The 16,605-nt window shown below is 48.5% G+C and carries 18 protein-coding genes; 7 read left to right on the top strand and 11 right to left on the bottom strand.

What is annotated here, in order from left to right; genetic code table 11:
• Position 1 precedes the first annotated feature (1 nt).
• Positions 2-925 carry a GTPase Era gene (gene era / locus JWG39_RS07095; RefSeq protein WP_205218690.1) on the bottom strand — a complete coding sequence of 308 codons (924 nt, stop codon included), beginning with the start codon at positions 923-925 and terminating at the stop codon, positions 2-4.
• A 145-nt stretch (positions 926-1,070) separates the two neighbouring features.
• Between era and JWG39_RS07090 the strand changes: the two genes are divergently transcribed.
• The 5 genes from JWG39_RS07090 to JWG39_RS16925 all read left to right on the top strand — a co-directional run bounded on the left by JWG39_RS07090 (position 1,071) and on the right by JWG39_RS16925 (position 6,595).
• On the top strand, positions 1,071-3,068 hold the full coding sequence (locus JWG39_RS07090; RefSeq protein ID WP_205218689.1) for an RNB domain-containing ribonuclease: 1,998 nt from the start codon (positions 1,071-1,073) through the stop codon (positions 3,066-3,068).
• A 15-nt stretch (positions 3,069-3,083) separates the two neighbouring features.
• Positions 3,084-4,085, top strand: coding sequence for a helix-turn-helix transcriptional regulator (locus tag JWG39_RS07085; protein WP_205218688.1), 1,002 nt, complete (start codon positions 3,084-3,086; stop codon positions 4,083-4,085).
• Entirely contained in the window at positions 4,075-4,443 is a 369-nt protein-coding gene (locus tag JWG39_RS07080) for a hypothetical protein (protein WP_205218687.1), read from the top strand. Before JWG39_RS07085 ends, JWG39_RS07080 begins: the two co-directional genes overlap by 11 nt.
• A gap of 156 nt (positions 4,444-4,599) precedes the next feature.
• Positions 4,600-4,989: a YMGG-like glycine zipper-containing protein gene (locus JWG39_RS07075; RefSeq protein WP_205218686.1), complete on the top strand. Its 390-nt coding sequence runs from the start codon at positions 4,600-4,602 to the stop codon at positions 4,987-4,989.
• A 169-nt stretch (positions 4,990-5,158) separates the two neighbouring features.
• Complete coding sequence (locus JWG39_RS16925; protein ID WP_205218685.1) at positions 5,159-6,595, top strand: diadenylate cyclase; 1,437 nt, start codon at positions 5,159-5,161, stop codon at positions 6,593-6,595.
• A 130-nt stretch (positions 6,596-6,725) separates the two neighbouring features.
• On the opposite strand, the gene JWG39_RS07065 is transcribed toward JWG39_RS16925, so the two are convergent.
• The 3 genes from JWG39_RS07065 to JWG39_RS07055 form a co-directional block, all read right to left on the bottom strand.
• The gene (locus tag JWG39_RS07065) at positions 6,726-6,980 is read right to left on the bottom strand and encodes a hypothetical protein (protein ID WP_205218684.1); all 255 of its coding nucleotides are present in this window, start codon (positions 6,978-6,980) and stop codon (positions 6,726-6,728) included.
• Positions 6,981-7,072: 92 nt separating this feature from the next.
• A complete protein-coding gene (rpmB, locus tag JWG39_RS07060; RefSeq protein WP_205218683.1) occupies positions 7,073-7,267 on the bottom strand; it encodes a 50S ribosomal protein L28 in 195 nt (64 codons plus the stop codon).
• Positions 7,268-7,352: 85 nt separating this feature from the next.
• Positions 7,353-7,529: a hypothetical protein gene (locus JWG39_RS07055; RefSeq protein ID WP_205218682.1), complete on the bottom strand. Its 177-nt coding sequence runs from the start codon at positions 7,527-7,529 to the stop codon at positions 7,353-7,355.
• A gap of 71 nt (positions 7,530-7,600) precedes the next feature.
• Between JWG39_RS07055 and resB the strand changes: the two genes are divergently transcribed.
• Positions 7,601-8,986, top strand: a complete 1,386-nt coding sequence (resB, locus tag JWG39_RS07050; protein WP_205218681.1) for a cytochrome c biogenesis protein ResB — start codon at positions 7,601-7,603, stop codon at positions 8,984-8,986.
• 60 nt (positions 8,987-9,046) lie between these two features.
• Entirely contained in the window at positions 9,047-9,868 is an 822-nt protein-coding gene (gene ccsB / locus JWG39_RS07045) for a c-type cytochrome biogenesis protein CcsB (protein ID WP_205218680.1), read from the top strand.
• Positions 9,869-9,987: 119 nt separating this feature from the next.
• Here the strand turns inward: ccsB and glyS are convergent, their stop codons facing one another.
• The 7 genes from glyS to JWG39_RS07010 are packed head-to-tail and all read right to left on the bottom strand — an operon-like array spanning position 9,988 to position 16,506.
• Positions 9,988-12,060, bottom strand: coding sequence for a glycine--tRNA ligase subunit beta (gene glyS / locus JWG39_RS07040; protein WP_205218679.1), 2,073 nt, complete (start codon positions 12,058-12,060; stop codon positions 9,988-9,990).
• 54 nt (positions 12,061-12,114) lie between these two features.
• The gene (locus JWG39_RS07035; RefSeq protein WP_205218678.1) at positions 12,115-12,837 is read right to left on the bottom strand and encodes a GTP cyclohydrolase, FolE2/MptA family; all 723 of its coding nucleotides are present in this window, start codon (positions 12,835-12,837) and stop codon (positions 12,115-12,117) included.
• 20 nt (positions 12,838-12,857) lie between these two features.
• Positions 12,858-13,217, bottom strand: coding sequence for an RNA polymerase-binding protein DksA (gene dksA, locus JWG39_RS07030; RefSeq protein WP_205218677.1), 360 nt, complete (start codon positions 13,215-13,217; stop codon positions 12,858-12,860).
• 40 nt (positions 13,218-13,257) lie between these two features.
• The gene (gene moaC / locus JWG39_RS07025; RefSeq protein ID WP_205218676.1) at positions 13,258-13,746 is read right to left on the bottom strand and encodes a cyclic pyranopterin monophosphate synthase MoaC; all 489 of its coding nucleotides are present in this window, start codon (positions 13,744-13,746) and stop codon (positions 13,258-13,260) included.
• Positions 13,746-14,897 carry a molecular chaperone DnaJ gene (dnaJ, locus tag JWG39_RS07020; protein ID WP_205218675.1) on the bottom strand — a complete coding sequence of 384 codons (1,152 nt, stop codon included), beginning with the start codon at positions 14,895-14,897 and terminating at the stop codon, positions 13,746-13,748. The genes moaC and dnaJ overlap by 1 nt, the downstream gene beginning before the upstream one ends.
• A 28-nt stretch (positions 14,898-14,925) precedes the next feature.
• Positions 14,926-15,189: a DNA-directed RNA polymerase subunit omega gene (gene rpoZ, locus JWG39_RS07015; RefSeq protein WP_205218674.1), complete on the bottom strand. Its 264-nt coding sequence runs from the start codon at positions 15,187-15,189 to the stop codon at positions 14,926-14,928.
• Between the two features lie 9 nt (positions 15,190-15,198).
• Positions 15,199-16,506 carry an adenylosuccinate synthase gene (locus JWG39_RS07010; RefSeq protein WP_205218673.1) on the bottom strand — a complete coding sequence of 436 codons (1,308 nt, stop codon included), beginning with the start codon at positions 16,504-16,506 and terminating at the stop codon, positions 15,199-15,201.
• Positions 16,507-16,605: the final 99 nt, after the last annotated feature.

Here is a 16,605-nt window from a genome sequence, read left to right as displayed (position 1 = left end):
TTCAAAACCCCTGCTCTCTCATAAACTGAGAATCCTGAGACCAGTTTTTCTTCACCTTCACCCACAGCTCCAACCGCACCTTCTGCCCGAGCAGTTTCTCAATATCTTTACGGGCGGCAATACCTATACTCTTGAGTTTTGTGCCGCCCTTGCCGATAATGATTCCCTTCTGAGAAGGTCGCTCAATAACGATAGTTGCGTGAATGAGAACCCGGTTCTTCTCTTCCTGAAATGCCTCAATTACTACTGCCGTTGAATACGGAATCTCCGCATTGATCTGTAAAAACACCTTTTCACGGATAATCTCTGCACAGAGAAAACGTTCGGAGGCATTGGTTGGGATATCTTCCGGAAAATAGCGCGGGCCCAAAGGCATTTTCTTGATAATGGTTTCCAGCAGCAGATCAACACCGTCGCGGTCTTTGGCTGAAACCGGGATAATTTCAGTAAAGGAAAAAAGCTTCTGATAGGCGGCGATGAGGGGCAACAGTTTTTCACGGGCAATAAGATCGACCTTGTTCAGTACAAGTATGGCCGGGCTCTTCATCTTTGCCAGCCAGCCGGACATCTCTTTTTCCCTTGCTGCCTGCACCTTCTCCGGAGTCGGCAGAGAGACGTCCATCAGAAAAAGTACGAGATCCACATCAGAAAGACTCTCCAGGGCAACCCGCACCATTTCGGTATTCAACGCTTCCCGAGTCTGGTGCAGCCCCGGGGTATCGAGAAAAACGACCTGATAGTCGTCGCCATTCACAATTCCGGCAATGCGGTTTCGTGTCGTTTGCGGTTTGGGACTGACGATAGATATTTTCTGTCGGAGAAACGCATTCATCAATGTTGACTTGCCGGCATTCGGCGGTCCAACAATAGCTGTCATTCCCGAGTGAACCGGCTCTGCCGGGGATCCTGCTTGTTTAATTTCCATAGCACTGGATTATAAATATTTGGTAATGGACAAAAGCGCAGTTTCTGCGCTATATTGATTCGGTTATATAAAACGATTCTATTACACTCTCTTTTTCCTGCTATTGCAAGGACTGATCTCAAAGTGAAAAGGTAATGCACTCCCAATGATTGTCGCAGGAAAACTCATAGAATATCTCGATAATGGCAAATTTATTTGTGCCCTTGTTACCGAAAGTCAACCAAAGCGGTTACGCCTGCTCACCCAAAACGGCCGGGAAGTGAATTTACCGATCTCTCGGGTTGTCCATTGTTCCACCGCCACCATGCAGGTGAACAGTAATCGTGACGACATTACCCATCAGTTGATGGAAACGACTCAGGAACGCTTTGCCCTCATGGCTCAGGTTGATCTGGAAGGAATCTGGGAACTGACAACCGACGAAAATACCAATGCCTTCAGTCCCGATTTTCTTGCTGAGCTGACCTTCGGTGAAGATGCCTCCGACAACACGGTTTCTGCCCTGTTACGCTGTGTTTTTGTTGATAAATTCTTCTTTAAATTTAAAGAGGGAAAAATTCTTGCCAACAGCGTTGAGAAGGTAGAACAACTTAGAATTCAAACTGAAAAAGAGGCTCAAAAAGAGAAGCTGATTGCCGAAGGCTGCGGTGTCCTTAAAAACATGGATGCCGGAAACATCAAGGTGGGCAGGTGCAGTATTTTTGAAGGGGATGTGCTGAAAATCCTGCGTGATTACTATCTCTTCGGCAAAAACAGCAGCACTGTGGATATTGCCCGTCGTCTCCTCAAGGAGGCGGGAATGCACGGTGAGCATGCCCCGTTTCACCTGCTGGTGAAGTGCGGTTTCTGGTCGGAAGAGGAAAATATTCCCCTCCTTCAGGCTGAACTTCCCGACACCTTTTCCCTCCCCGCCCGTCAGCAGGCGGAGATGCTGTTGCAGAGCAGTACGGATCATCTTTTTGAAGATGATGCCCGCCGCGATCTCACAGATCTCAAGCCGATGACCATTGACGGCCCGACGACCCTCGATTTTGACGACGCTCTTACTGTCGAGAAAAAAGGAAATGATTTCCTCGTCGGTGTCCATATATCCGATGTAGCTCATTATGTCAGACCCGGTGATCCACTTTTTCTTGAGGCCATGCGTCGCGGGACCTCTATTTATTTCCCGGAACGGCAAATACCGATGCTGCCCCGCCACCTCTCTCAGGGAATCTGCTCGTTGATCCAGGATGAAGTGCGTGCTGCCTTTAGCTTTATGATTCTCCTCAGCCCAAAAGGTGAGGTGCTCCGTGTCCGTATCTTCCCCTCGATCATCAAAGTGGCAAGGCGTCTGACCTACGACCAGGTTGATCAGATGCTGGAAAGTGACGAGGAAATCAAAATTCTTGAGATGTTACGCCGTAAACTCCGCAAACGCAGACTGGAATCCGGAGCACTGCTGTTGCCCTTCCCGGATGTTAATATCCATGTCGATTACCAGTCGAGAGTGCATATCAGCCTTGCCCGCAGTGACACACCTGCACGTACCATGGTTGCCGAGATGATGATTCTCGCCAATACAGAAGCCGCCAAATATGTGGCAGACAGAATGGTCCCCGGACTCTATCGTTCCCAGCCTCTGCTGAAGAACCGTATTGTTCATGGCGAAGATGATGATCTCTATCAAAACACTCTCCAACGGCGGCAGCTTCCCCGGGGCGAGCTTTCCACCTCCCCGAAACCGCACTCCGGTCTTGGTGTCAATCAATACTCTACCGTAACATCTCCCATCCGCCGTCTGCTTGACCTTGTTATGCAGCATCAGCTCAACAGTATTGTCCGCCATCGGGAACCCTGTTTTACCGAAGAGATGTGCCGTGATTTTACCTCCGTACTTGCCCGGACTCTCAGTGCTGCCAATAATGTCCGCCTGCAAAGACAGCGCTTCTGGCTGCTCCGCTGGCTGTCCGAACGAGTCGGTGAGAAACTCGATGCCCTCGTTATTCAGGCAGGCCCCAAGCGTTCTCATCTGCTGCTTACCAGTATTCTGATGGATCTGGACCTTCCGTCGATTGGAGGTGTACATCCCGGTGATACAGTTCAGATCCGGGTTGTGAAAGTCGACCCCCTTGGCAATACCGTCCGCTTTGAGTGGGCATAATTCAGGGCTGTTCAGATGAGTGAAGAGAATTCTCAGATCTTCAGTCCCATGGCAATGGTGAAGATCGACGGCCCAACCATCAAAAAACTGCGCGAACAGCAGGGACTTACCCAGCTTTATGTTGCCACCGCAGTCTCGGTGACCACGGATACTATCTCCCGGTGGGAAAATGGCCGTTATCCTTCCATTAAGCGTGAAAACTGCATAAAACTCGCCGAAACACTCGGTGTCCCCCTTAAGCAGCTGTTACTGCCGGAAGAGGAACCTGTCCCGGCAGAGAGACCTGCTTCAGAGACATCGTCGCAACCTCCCGTCAAAGAGACTGGAGAGAAGATTGCTCTACAGATAATGACAACTTCTGGACGCAATCAACGCAAAAAGCTGTTTTTCGCCGCAGTGCTCGCCAGCCTTGTTCTTCTCCTTCTGTTACTCTTTAAATTCACCCTCAGTCCCACCACCAAAACACCAGAAATAACCCGTCTGGCACCTGCATGGTCATTACCAGAGGGATCACTGCCGGTACGTATCACCATAGTTCCGCAGAATAAAGAGCCTGTCACTCTGATTCTGAAAGAGAATATCGCTCCGGAAACAACCATCAGCAACGTTTTTCCAGAGACTGCGGGAACATCAGAAGGTGGGGAAATCAGATGGCTCGAGAGTGTGTCCGACTCCGACACCTGCAGCTATATACTTACGCCGCATGGAGAATTGGGAACGGTTATCTCTCTGCATGGCAGCTGGGCAACACGCGGCAGCAGTGAAAACACCACCGCCGGGCAGCAGTCCATTACACTTGGTCAGTACCACTGGGCCGATGAAAATCAGGATCATGTAATCGACGACCGTGAAATTATTCTGGTATATGACCGTTACAGCAACGTGCCAGGATTTGAAAAAGGAATAGACCGTATTGAAGATATCTGGCTTGGAGTTGGCTATCGCTGGGATAACAGTCAGCACAAACTCGTTATTCTACAAAAAAAGGACAGCAGGGAGACATCCAATGAAAAATAAGATTGTGAAACTCCTCTTCATTCTGTTTTTGACAGCCCCCGGGACAGCCCTCGCAGTAAATGCCTCTTTTCAGTCAGCTTCGAGCACCCGTTCCACGCTTGTAGTTAATTTGAGCCAGCCCACGGGAACTCTCATCGTTGAGCAGTACCTTTCACCCGACACCCGGGTAACCGGAACAACTCCACCGGCACACAAGATAAACAGGCGCTCCGTGACCTGGCTGTTGAAAAAAAGTGGTCCCGGCCGCAGGACGTTTACAGTACAGTTTGCCGCCCCTCCCCGTTCTCTTCCCAGTGCCACGATCAAATATCAGGACCGTGCCAGCGGCCAGTTTATCGAACAGCGGGTGAACCCCTGATGACGGTTATCATCTCGTTTTTCTGACAATGTCGCCCCGATGTCCCCCAACGTCCGCTGTACAATCTCCCTTCCCGCTGTACGTTCTTCCCCAGTACTGACGACCCCGTGTTTGTTATCGGGCACCTTGTTGTTATTCATTACAAAGGGAGGAGATATGAACCGCACAACTTTTTTTCTACTCACCACAGCACTTTTTTCTATTCTTTCCACAAACGCCTTCGCCGGTCCCCGCACCCTGAACGGCATGCTCATCGGTGGCGGCATCGGAGCCCTTGCCGGTCAGGCCATCGGAAGGAACACCGAGTCAACCATTGTGGGGACTGCGGCAGGCTCAGTCATCGGATTCGCCATAGGAAACAGCCGGGAATCTCAGCACCACTACACACCTGTTCGGCCGATTCCGGAACGGTACCAGGAAAGACATCGACCGGTGAGGTATGTGCCGATACGGGGGGCCGGATATTATGCGCCACGTGATAAGCGGAGAAATTCCTATTACAGCCACTCATGGGATAACCGTCGTCGGGAGAACCGCCGCTGGTAAAATCCGTGCTTCCTGTTGCAGTCGTTGGATTTGCAGATTAAGATAGCATAATGTCGAAAAGAATCTTAATAAAATACTTGTTTCTTTTGAAGACAGCCTTGTTTGAATCGGGGTTTTCGCATCGGACGAAAACCTTGATTCCTCATTATTTTCCAGCGAAAATTACGCCGTGACTAACGACGAATTTGCCCACCGCTGCATTCACGAAACCCTCAGCGGTGTTCGAGAAGGACTTTCCCGCTTCTCCGGGCCCAGTCGGGTTGCTATTATTTACGCCCTCAAACCTGGCGATCATCTCTCTATCATTGATCCGCAAAACCTTCTGCGAGGGTATGAACTCAAGCTGAGCTCCTTTTATAACGTTGTGAATTCCTTTTTTTGCGAGGGAGACGAGTGTAAAACGGGAAAACTTTATGAGAACATTCAACCCCAGAATGATCCCCAGCTTGATGGCATTATCTGCCAGGGGGGAAACTCTGCAACCTTTTTTTACCAGATGTGGTTTACCGACCACCATCCCAATCTCTGTTCGATTCTGCCTACTAAATACTGGCTCCGCCACGCGATTCTCCGTCTTTCTCACGATTTGCAGAATGGCCCTGCTCTCTACACCGGCATCTCCGGTGAATTTTTACGGGAATACGCTTCGCATGCCATACGGGAATGCCTTGCTGACATAGCGCTTGACGTCTTCGGCCTTGATCTTTCTCCCTACATTTCGCCGATTCTTGAAACTATTCTCGGTGTTTCACGCACGAATGAAGAGGGGCACCGCCCTTTTGGTATTCTCACTTTTATCAATCCCCGTGAGATGACTCGTGTCCGCTTTCTGTCACGATTTGCTGGACCAGATCTCCCACAACTCGGGAACTACAAGCATGTACGCAAACTCCTGCAATCTGTAGAAAAGAGCGGGAACTCTCTGATTTCCGATGGTACCAGTATCCTCGGTGTTGCTCATCCTCCTTCGGACTGTTTTGATCTCTCTGCTGAATATCTCGGCCGCCAGGGATTCCTCTCTGTGGCAGGAGAGTTGATCTGCAGCTTTCGTGACGGACGTTACAGCTCCAGCACCTTTAAGGCGAAACTCTTTGAAGTAGAAGAGGCTCTGCTCGACTTCAACTTCTCCTCTGACCAGAATCATGATATATTCTGTATAGTTGCCGCCCTCGTAAGAGAGGCCGAGGACTGTGCATTTGGCTGCAGTATCGTTGTCGACCTTGCTCCTGAACCAGAAATCCTTGCCGGGCAATCCCTGGAGACGCCGATTGATCTGCGCGATCCGAAAAATCTTGATCTGGCGATAGCACTTGCTAAAGTTGACGGGGCTCTGCATATAAAAGCAGATCTCAAACTTTACGGTTTTGCCTGTCTCCTTGATGGTCTTCGTGTACCAGAAGAAGACCGCGCCCGTGGTGCGCGTTACAATTCAGCTCTGCGCTTTACGGCTCACCACCCGGAATCGATTATTATCGTGGTTTCATCGGATACCGCAGTTTCTGTCTTTCTGCAGGGGCGTGTACTGTACAAAAATTTTCCCTGCGAACTTTACGCTGATTGTCAGATAGCTGGCATACCGTTAAGCAGCTGGCTTAAAAGCGAGTAAAAGACTTCTCTGAATACAGAAGGCCCCCGGTGTTTTAAACACCGGGGGCCTTCTGCATTCAGGAACAGCTTTTTCAAGGAACATCAAAGTTATACCTGCGGTAAAAATGCAAGATTCTTCGAGGTACCATTTACAAAGTCTTCACCCATGACGGAATTCGCTCAAGGATATAACGATTTACGGCTTCTTTTTTGTCCTCTTCCGGAACATTTCCGATATCGTTCATAACCTCATCAAAATCAAACCAGCAGAGTTCCTTCTCATTTTCCCCGTATACTGTTAAAATACGATGATCGGGCTGTTCGACATCTTCTTCTTCCTGGATGGCACTAACCATCGCCATAGCTTCTTCGCAGGGAATAAATTGAACTTCATCACTACCCATGGTGACCTCCGTTTCTTAAGCCTATAAAAAAAGGCGAAAGGAACAAACCCTTTCGCCTTCAACTCTTTACCAATACAACTGCAACAACGGCATTACGCCGCTTTAACAACCGCACCAGAGCGAATGCAGCGAGTACAGACCCGCATTCTTTTTTTGTTTCCACCGGCATCTGCCATGCGAACAGATTTCAGATTTGGAAGCCAGCGACGACGGTTTTTGTTGTGAGCATGGGAAACATTGTTTCCAGTTCTAGGACCTTTGCCACAGATTTCACATACTTTGGCCATTTGATTTCTCCTCTGCCAGCTTGAAGGCATGCAATGCCCACAAAAGCGACTTATAAGTGGTTAATTGTTGAAGGAACTTCTTTACTTACAGCGTTTTGACAGGTAAGGCAAGATTTTTCACCGGCACAGAGGTGTTTCTACCGAAAAAACGTCTGGACAGGTATTCATTCACGCTTACTTTGATTTGCCAAGATAAGGAAAAAGTTATATTGTGGCGGCGCTGTAGAGTCATTCTACTTTGATTTACATCAATTCTTTTCATCTCCACGTCCTCTACAGTTACCTGCAGACATCTGTTCAACGTTAATTTCACAGCCTCCCTTACTGGAACCAATGAAAAAAAACAATCCTGTCTGGCATTTCTTCTCATCAGTTCACCTTGCCCTCACGACGCTCATTGCCCTTGCAATTACGTCTGTTATTGGCACACTCATTCCCCAGGGAGAGGCCCCAGATTACTATTACCGATTTTTTGGGAACAGCATCGCCTCGTTTTTTTCAGGTCCGGGACACAATGAATTCATCAACAAATTTGCTGAAAGTGCCACTACCTTCACCCGGATCCTTGATCTGGACGATATGTACAGCTCGTGGTGGTATCTCTCCCTGCTGTCAATCCTTGCACTGAATCTGATTGTCTGTACTCTTGACCGTTTCCCTCTGACATGGAGGCTGATTCATCAGGATAATTTCAAACTTCACTCCGACCGCATCGCCGCAAAACAGGGGGCAGTTCATTTCAAGACTTCCGTTCATTTCGACACCACTGTTAAAATTCTCAACAAACATGGCTGGAAGGGAGAAGTCCGCAGAGAAGAAGAACGAACCATCTTTTTTGCGCAGAAAGGACGCTGGGGACGACTTGGTGTCTATATTGTTCATATCTCTATTCTTGTTATCTTTTCAGGTGCCTTCATCGGCTGGCTCGGTGGTTTCAAGGCAACCGTCTGGGTCCCTGAGCTGGAAAGTGTCCATACCGCGTACACTCAGAAAGGGAATTTTCCCCTTCAACTTCCTTACGATATTCACTGCAATTATTTTGATATAAAATATTACAACAACGGAATGGCGAAAGAGTATGAGAGCAGCATCTCTCTGGTTCAGGATCAGAAGGAACTGACAACGCAAATGATTGAGGTGAACGGTCCGCTTAAATATGAGGGGACGACTTTTTACCAGGCATCGTATCAACCTGTACCAAACTCTTTTGTTATCACCTTCTCACAAGACGTTGAGAATACAGGAAAGAAGAAAACCATTACCGAGCATTTTATTGCAGACTACCAGCAGCCAATACATTGGAATGGCATGTCTTTTGGGATTTTACGTGTACTGCGGTTCCAGAATAAGGTGAAGCAGGAAAAATTCTGGTTCAAGACTGGGGATGCAGATCCCTGGGAAGGCTGGCTTGACAACAATGTCCCCACTACAGTTACAGTTGATGGCAAGGTCTTCAAAATTACTGTTAAACAGCGTTTCAGTACCGGTTTACAGGTTGCAAAAGACCCCGGTGTCCCGCTGGTCTATCTTGGCTGCCTGATGATGCTGGCGGGGCTTTATATGGCTTTTTTCATGTCCCATCGCCGCATCTGGCTCCTGCAGGACAACACCGACAAAAAGAAATTTCTCGTATTGGCAGGAAGTGCCAGCAAAAATAAAATTCCTTTCACAGATGAACTGAAAAATCTTGTCGAAAAGATTCAGGCGCAAACCAGATAACATCAGGGTACCCTTTAAAAAATTTTTCAGATTTTCTCTTATGGCGCTAAGGAGCATCCCATGGACAGTTCAACGCTTATTGGAATATCCACATTTACCTCTCTCTTTGCTACACTGCTTTACGGTATCAATCTGATGTATAATAAACTCGGCCGTGTTGCCACGACGATAACTGCCATCGCTCTGCTGATTCAAACCACCGGAATTGGTCTGCGCTGGATAGAGTCCTACCAGATCGGCATCGGCCACGCCCCACTCACCAACATGTATGAATCAATCGTCTTTTTTGCGTGGACCATTATTTTACTGCAACTCCTTGTAGAATGGCATTTCAAAACGCGGATCAGCGGTACACTCAACCTTGCACTCGCCACAATTGCTCTGGCATGGGCTTCCAATTCCGGAACCGTCCAGACGGCAATTACTCCCCTCGTGCCTGCGCTGCAGTCCAACTGGCTGGTATCTCATGTCATCACCTGTTTTATAGGTTATGCAGCCTTTGCCATGACCGCAGCCTTCGGTCTCCTCTATCTCCTGCGCAGTAAAGGAATCCTCGTCGACAGGCTTCCCGAACTCAATATCCTCGATGAGCTGAATCACAAAACGATGGTTTTCGGTTTTATCTGGCTTACTGCCGGGATAATCAGCGGTTCAGTGTGGGCAAACTCCGCCTGGGGTACGTACTGGAGCTGGGACAGTAAAGAGGTCTGGTCACTGATCACCTGGTTCTTCTATGCCATCATTCTCCATGCCAGATTCACCCGTGGATGGAGCGGAATGAAGATTGCAACTCTCTCCATGGCAGGACTTGCCGTGGTCATGTTTACGTACTTTGGAGTCAACTTCTGGCTCTCCGGTCTGCACAGTTATGGTGCCAGCTGAGTTCAGGCAGATTGTTTTGGAGAAAAGAGGCAAAAAAGGGAGTATAAAAAAAGAAAAAGGCGGTCATGAGAATTTCTCATGACCGCCTTTTTCCGTTTTCCCGCTTCAGCCTGATGCGCTTATTTCTGAAACTTCGAGATATCTCCAACCAGAAGAATTAAATCACCGATACCTGTGAGCAGGTTAAGTCGATTCGCCCGCACAGCCTTATCCTCAGCCATGACCATGACAACATCAAAGAAGTGGTCTACAGGCTCCTTCATGATCAGCATTGCCTTCAGGGCAGTGGTGTAGTCCCTGACAGCAATATGCTTTTTCATCTCAACGGCAGCTTCCTCATAGAAAGAATAGAGTTCCTTCTCTTCTTTCTCGGTCAAGAGTGCTGTATTCACATCGCTGCTGCTGTTTTTGCCGATAATATTACGGATACGTTTGTACGATGCTGCAAGAACGGCAAATGACTCATCACTGCGAATTGCCGAGAGCGCATCCATTCGCTCACGACAGTCAACGATATCGTCAAAAGCCACGGAAGCAGCAGCCTCAACAGCTTCAGCATTATTCCCCTCTTTCACTGCGTCATTGATAAAACGGTCGCGGATAAAAGCCGTTGTCTTATCAATCGTTGTAGAGGAGGCATCAACCTTATTCCCATAGAGAGAAAGCGCCTTGGCGATTATTTCCTCCAGTGAAATCCGATATCCCTTCTCATTAATGATGCGAATAACCGCAAGAGACTGCCTGCGCAGAGCAAAGGGATCGGCACTGCCGGTGGGAATCTGGCCAATGCCAAAACAGCCGGCAATAGTGTCAAACCGGTCGGCAAGACCAAGGATTGCCCCCGTATCTGAAGAGGGAATGTCCGCTCCGGCACGTTTTGGCATATAATGCTCGCGAATGGCAAGGGCAACACCAGCGGGTTCTCCGTCATGTTCGGCATAATCAGCCCCCATTACCCCCTGGAGAGACGGAAACTCCCCGACCATGTCAGAAAGCAGGTCTGCCTTGCAGAGTTCAGCAGCCCTGCAGCAATCAGAGACAAGGGCAGAATTGATTTTTTCAGCAAGGAGCCGGGACAATTTTACCAGCCGATTCTTTTTCTCCAGCATGGTTCCCAGTTTCGCCTGAAAAATAATTCCAGAGAGTTGATCAATGTGATCGGAAAGTTTCGACTCCCGGTCACTGTCATAAAAGAACAACGCATCTTCCAACCGCGCCCGGAGCACACGTTGATGTCCCCTGCGGGTTACATCAACATTGTTTACGCGAGTATTATTTACCGCCACAAATCCAGGCAGGAGGCCCCCTTTCTCATCGACAACAGGGAAATACTTTTGGTTCACCCGCATTGAGGTAATCAGAACATCGGGGACAAGCCGCAGGAATTTCTTATCAAAGGTTCCGCACACCCCTGACGGAGTCTCCACCAGATTCGTTACCGTATCAAGAAGTTCCTCATCAATCTGGACATGGCCATTGGAAAAAGTGCTGTTTTCAGCAACAGCCTGACGAATTTCAGTAAGAACCATTTCTCGCCTTTTCCCCGGGTCGACAACAACGTCTTTCTCCGCGAGCTGCGTTTCATAGGTCACGGCACTGGTCACGGGGAAGGAGGTATTGGCATGAAAACGGTGGCCCATGCTGGTATTGGAACTTTCGATACCTTCATGGGTAAACGTGACGATATTCTCACCAAAAAGGGCGACGATCCACTGCAGAGGACGGGCAAAGGAGAGACGTTTTAATCCCCAGTGCATTGATTTGGGAAAGGAAAGAGTATTTATCAGCGCATCAAGAATATCCGGCAGGAGTTCAATGGTTTCACGCCCTTTCACCGTTCGCTTGAGCATGAGATATTCACCCTTTGCAGTCTCAATGACCTGCAGCTCGGTGGGGTTGGCACCTTTCGAACGGGCGAATCCCGCCCCGGCCTTACTGAGATTCCCTTCTGTGTCATAAGCCACTTTTTTCGAGGGCCCGAGGAGCTCTTCTTCAATATCAGCCTGTTTTTCGATAAGATCGGCAACGATCAGTGCAAGACGGCGAGGGGTGGCCAGGACTCTGATCTTACCGTGTCCCAGGGTCATTTCCTGTGCCATCCTGCGAAAGTTATTCTCAAGCTGACGGCAGGCCGGAGCAATATATCCAGCGGGAATTTCTTCGGTACCAATCTCAAAAAGTAAATCAGGCATTGTAAGCTCTCTTCAAATTCCCGTACAGGGGAAACGGTTAATTTTCTCAGGATCTCAGCCTCTGGCAGACGCAAAGGTTGCACAAGCATCAGAAAGGTTGTGAACTGTAACAGTGTAGCTGCGCAATTCTCGTACAGGCCGGAGTTGCGAGCAGATAGCACGGCAGAGCAATTCGGCCGTCAATTTAGGTTCATGACTGCTTTGCACTGCCTTTGAGGCTTCATCAATACCTGCCTCGGCGAGGGCAATGATATCTTCGAGCCAATAAAAATTACGAAACGCAACGGCAACATCTGCAACACCCCACCGGCATGAGACCGCGTGTTCCGATCCGAAGGTGAAAGAGATCGGCACCTGGACGGTAAGACGGACATCAGCATCTTTCTCAAGAGAACCGTGGAGAGTGCAGTAATATTTTTTCTGTGGATAATCTTTTTCCCTCTCGGTACAGGGGGAAACCACACCAGTGGTAAAATAGGGAAATGTAAGGTCGAGATGAGAGGCTTCAGCTCCAAGGCGATCCTTCATGGCCTTAAGGATCTCCGGAATTCTGCTGGTGTCAAAATCTCCATGGTATTTATTGAGTACTTCTACAAATCGACTCATATGTGTACCTTTGCAGTTGTGCTGCAGGTTCGCATACATGTTTGCGGTGGCAACTGTATGTTGTCGCACACGAGAACGGTCTCTCAGCGAGATCGGATAAGAGACCGTTTTTACACCAACTTTTTTTATATTGATGTTACGGGTGTCAATAAAGTTTTGAACGTCCTTCACTGGTGTTTCTGCCCCCCGGATTAATGGCCGGTCGCCTTCTCAATGGTTTCCTGAGATGTTTTACAATTGATGCAAAGTGTTGTCACCGGACGGGCTTCAAGACGCTTCATGCCAATTTCTTCCCCGCATGCCTCACAGATTCCGAAGGTTCCATCATCAATACGACTGATTGCCTCGTCAATCTTTTTTACCAGCTTCTGCTCCCGGTCACGAATACGCAACTCAAAACTGCGACCTGATTCCAGGGTAGCCCGATCATTGGGATCTGGAACATTGCTGGTCTCAGTCATCTCGTTCAGGGTTTTATTCACCTCAAGGAGCATCTCGTCTCTGGTTGTTAACAGCTGCTTCCTGAAAAACTCAAGCTCTTCTGCAATCATAGTCTATCCTCTCAGCAAAACCTCCAGTATCAGCGCGGTGTCAGGACCCCCCAGGGGACCGAACATAAACGCCACTCTTTCCGCCACTCTTTTTTAAGAGTCGAATATCTCCAATTGTCATATTCTTATCGACAGCTTTGCACATGTCATAAATAGTAAGTGCAGCCACAGACACGGCTGTCAACGCCTCCATTTCCACCCCGGTTTTACCGGAAATACCGACAACAGCTTCAATATCAATGGAGAGGTCCTCCTCACGAAGGGAAAACTCGATGTTTGCCTTGTGAATCAAAAGTGGATGGCAGAGTGGAATGAGCTCATCAACTTTTTTTGCAGCCATTATACCGGCAATACGAGCAACTCCAAGCACATCACCTTTGGAAACAGAACCTTCCTTAACTTTTTTAAAACCCTCAACAGAGAGCTGAATCCATCCGGCAGCGATTGCCTCCCGGACGGTATCCTGCTTGCCGCCGACATCAACCATCTGTGCCTTTCCTTCACTGTCAAAGTGGGTTAACTCAGCCATTATTTCCCAGCCTCCTTCTTCTTCTCTTTATCCTTTTTATTCATGCCAAGGACTTCGTTGAAGATTTTTTTGAAGAAGCCTTCATTTTCGACCTCTTTGATATTTTCGTTGGTGATTTCGGCAAATTCGCGCAATTTTTCCTTCTGTTCCTCATTGAGCTTTGAAGGAGTCATTACCTGGAGGGAGACAATCATGTCGCCCCTGCGATGACCGCGCAGACTGGGCACCCCACATTCCTTGAAGACGAATTGTTCTCCACTTTGACTTCCGGCAGGAATCTCCAGCTCTTTACTCCCGTAAATCGTCGGGACATCAACTGTTGCGCCGAGAGTCGCTTTCACCATGGAGACCGGAAATTTGCAATAGATGGTCTCTTCCTCACGTTTGAAAAATTCATGTTCAGCGACATGAATAATAACGTAGAGATCACCAGACTGTCCGCCCCTGCGCCCCCCCTCTCCTTCGCCGCTCAATCTCATGCGGGCCCCGCTGTCAACACCTGCGGGAATTTTCAAAGAAACAGTTTTCGCTTTCTCAACAAGGCCTGTGCCGTTGCAGTCGATACAGGGGTCAGTAATTCGCACTCCCTCACCGTGACACTGCGGGCAGGTCGTACTCACCTGAAAGAAACCCTGTGAACGAATTACCTGGCCACGACCATTACACATGGAGCAGGTTTTCGGCTTGCTTCCTGGACGACTTCCGGTACCATTGCAGGTATGGCAGGTCTCCCGCTTGCGCAGTTTCACCTCTTTACTGACACCATGAACAGCTTCCATAAAGGAAATATCTACGTCATAGCGCAGGTCACTTCCGGGCAAAGGACCGTTTCTCCGGGTCTGACTTCTGCCACCGAAAAGATCGCCAAAAATATCGCCGAACCCGGAGAAAATATCTTCCGCATTACCGGGCCCGCGGTAGCCGCTGTTTTTCAGGCCATCATGCCCGTACGTATCATATATTTGTTTTTTCTTTTCATCGCTCAGTACCTCGTAGGCTTCGGTGCAGGATTTAAACTTTTCCTCCGCCTCTTTATTTCCGGGGTTTCTATCGGGATGGAATTTCATGGCCAGTTTGCGGTAGGATTTTTTAATTTCCGCACCACTCGCTGTCCGGCTTACAGAAAGTATTTCGTAGTAATCAACATTCATTATATATCGTCACACCTGAAATCATATTTCAGGAATGTACTTCTCCCCTGGCAGAGTCCTCTTCTTCGTTCTTTCCCTCAAAATGGTTGGGAAGATCATCAATATTATTGAAACTGACATTACCATTAGCGATTTCCCGCAGCGTCATGACAATCTCCTGATTTTTCCCTTCGCTGAGGAAGGGTTCTCCCTGACGATGCTGATGAATACGTTTAACAGTGAGATCAACCAGATTAAAACGGTTATTATCACCGACTGCCTTCAGGCAGTCTTCACAGGTAATACGAGCCATAAATTTTCCTTATTTTGCTTTGATTTCAAAAGGGTTGTGCAAAAGCAGTGTCTGACTTCGGTCCGGACCGACAGAAACGATATCAGCAGGGATCCCGGCGACTTCTTCCATCCTTTTCAAATAATTCCGGGCTGCTTGTGGCAACTGGTCCAGCGAAGTTGCAGAGGTAATATCTTCTTTCCACCCTTCGAGTGATTCATATACGGGCTGAACGGCTGCAAGTTGACGGATATTGGTTGGCATGGACGCAAGTTTTTTCCCGGCGAGATCGTAAGATGTACCAACCTTGAGTTCCTTCATGCCGCTGAGAACGTCGAGTTTGGTGATGGCCAGCCCGGTAAGACCATTGAGACGAACCGAATCAGAAATCACAACGCCGTCAAGCCAGCCACAACGACGGGGACGCCCGGTGGTTGCACCAAACTCGTGCCCGTTGTTTTGCAGCTCTTCACCAACGGAATCCTGGAGTTCGGTGGGAAAGGGGCCAGCACCGACACGGGTGGTATAGGCCTTGGTAATACCAACAACAGCATCAATGTGTGTAACACCAAATCCACTGCCGGTACAGGCGTTGGACGCGACAGTATTGGAAGAGGTCACAAAAGGATAGGTACCGTGATCGACATCAAGATGCGTTCCCTGAGCACCCTCAAAAAGAATATTTTTACCTGCCTTGCGAGCTGTATCAAGAGCGATGGAAACATCACCAAGATAAGGCATCAGTTTTTCACCGCAGGTCATTACATGGCGCAGCATCTCATCATAATCGACACATTTCTGGCCATAAAGCTTTTCAAGGAGAAAATTCTTCTCCTTAACACTGCGTTTCAATTTCTCGCGCAACAGGGTTTCATCAAGGAGGTCTCCGGCTCTGATCCCGGTACGGGCAACCTTGTCTTCATAACAGGGACCGATTCCCCGACCGGTAGTACCAATCTTCTTGTCGGAAGAGAGTACAGCCTCGCCAGCCTGATCAATCAAAGCATGATAGGGCATAAGAAGATGCGCGTTCATACTGATCATCAGCCTTTTTGGTGTAACAGTAAGTCCCTGTTCTTTCAGCTCATCCATTTCCTGCAGCAGAACGGCCGGGTCAAGAACAACCCCATTTCCGATCATGCAGGTCTTGTTGTCATAAAGGATTCCAGAAGGAATCAGATGAAAAATATATTGTTTTCCGTCAATGACAAGCGTGTGCCCCGCGTTATTGCCGCCCTGGAAACGAACTACACAGTCGGCATATTTCGTGAGAAGGTCGACGATTTTCCCCTTTCCTTCATCACCCCATTGGGCTCCCGCCACTACCACATTTGCCATTTCGTATCTCCTTATATGGGCTGTATTCGAACTTCAACCCTGAAAAAATTCAAAAAACCTGAAACAGAACCGCACAAATATAGTCAAACGAGGCAGTAA

The sequence above is a fragment of the Desulforhopalus vacuolatus genome (assembly GCF_016918505.1).
In the GTDB taxonomy this organism is placed as follows: Bacteria; Desulfobacterota; Desulfobulbia; order Desulfobulbales; family Desulfocapsaceae; genus Desulforhopalus; species Desulforhopalus vacuolatus.
The sequence above is the reverse complement of the archived record's forward strand: the minus strand, read 5'-3'. Positions and strand labels throughout refer to the sequence as shown.